Annotated in this window: 1 protein-coding gene; it reads right to left on the bottom strand. The window is 65.5% G+C overall.

Annotation, left to right across the window (positions count from 1 at the left end; all coding sequences use genetic code 11):
- Positions 1-47 precede the first annotated feature (47 nt).
- The coding region (locus tag AB0H81_RS44875) for a hypothetical protein (protein WP_358388741.1) at positions 48-1367 on the bottom strand (1320 nt) is incomplete at its 5' end.

Genomic DNA, 1367 nt, shown 5'->3' with positions numbered 1-1367 from the left:
GGTCTGGCCCTCAATGCGTTTCAGCGCTCTTGAGTTGGTGGGGCAGCCTAGTCGGTGATCTTGCCCAGGTCGGGGAGCAACGCCGCTGCGGTGCCCGGTGCGATGGCGCGGTGGGCTTGGCCGATGGTGACGCCGGGCAGGGTTTCCGGTTCGACCAGATGCGCGGCCTGTTCGCTGATTGCGGCGGCGACGGCCGAGCGGCAGTGCGGTGAACGGAACCGGGTGAATCCGGGGCGACCGGCGGCGACCATCGACGCGACCCCGATGTATTCCTCGGACAGGAAGGTCAACGGGTGAGCGTCGGGCCAGTTCTTGATGTCGGCGCCCAGGGCAGCGACCGCGGCTTCTTCGGTGCGGACGGCGAAGCTGATCGCGGTGGTCATGACGTCGCGGATCTGAGTCGGGATGGCTTCACCGGTGGATTTCTGGGTGGCCGGCACCGGGATGATTCCGACGCTGCGACCCTTCTTGCCGAGATCCTCGACGAGCAGGACGTTCTCGGCGGCCATGGAATTCCGTTTCTTCAACTCCGGATTTCCTCCGTCTTTGACCTGCTGGAAGTAGGTGTGGCACTCGTCGATCACGAGGATTATCAATGGCCAGGCGGCGCTGGGGCCCACGTCCCACACGTTCGGTGTGCCGAGGGTCTGGCGAATGGTGGAAGACCGCATACGGCGGAGGTCGCGCAGCTGCTTGAGCAGTGCGTTGAACGTGGCGATGTCGTCACCGATGATGACGGCGCACCGGTCGGCTACGTCCTGGTAGTCGCCTTCGAGGCCGGTTTCGACTTTGCCATCGCAGACGATGAACTGGACGGCCGGGCTCAATGCAAAGTAGGAGATCAGGCCGAGGATGAACGAGGTTTTGCCGTAGCCGGGCAGGCCGTAGACCCCGATGCCGCTGGAGTTCTTCAGCCGGATCTTGACGATTTCGCCGTACTCGTCCAGGCCTGCGGGGAAGTAGTCCAGTCGGCCCGGGTTCCGAGGTGTGCCGACCGCGAGCGCGATGGTGAGGGGATCCCGGCGGACGGCGCGGACGCGGATGAGGCCGGGTTCGGGCTGGTGTGCCGAAACGCGGGTCATGCGCCAGTGGTTCGCGAGGTGGTCGCAGGCTTTAACGAACTCTTCGAGGCCGACGCCGGGGATAGAGACAAAGTCGATGGTGACGCCGAAGACGTCGTTGTCGATCCTGCGGATACGCGGGACCCGGATCTTGGGCTGTTGCGCCCGGCTCCGGTCGGAGAACATGGCGTCGCGCACGGTGGGGATATCGTCGCGCAGGCTCAGACGGAGGTATCGGGCGAGGCGCATCCAGGTGCGGCGGACGCGGGCGGCATCACGGTGGGTCCGCCGGAGTTCGGGGTCCTT

Source organism: Nonomuraea sp. NPDC050691 (genome assembly GCF_040654455.1).
Taxonomy (GTDB): domain Bacteria; phylum Actinomycetota; class Actinomycetes; order Streptosporangiales; family Streptosporangiaceae; genus Nonomuraea.
Note: the sequence above shows the minus strand (reverse complement) of the source record. Positions and strands in the feature narration are given on the sequence as shown.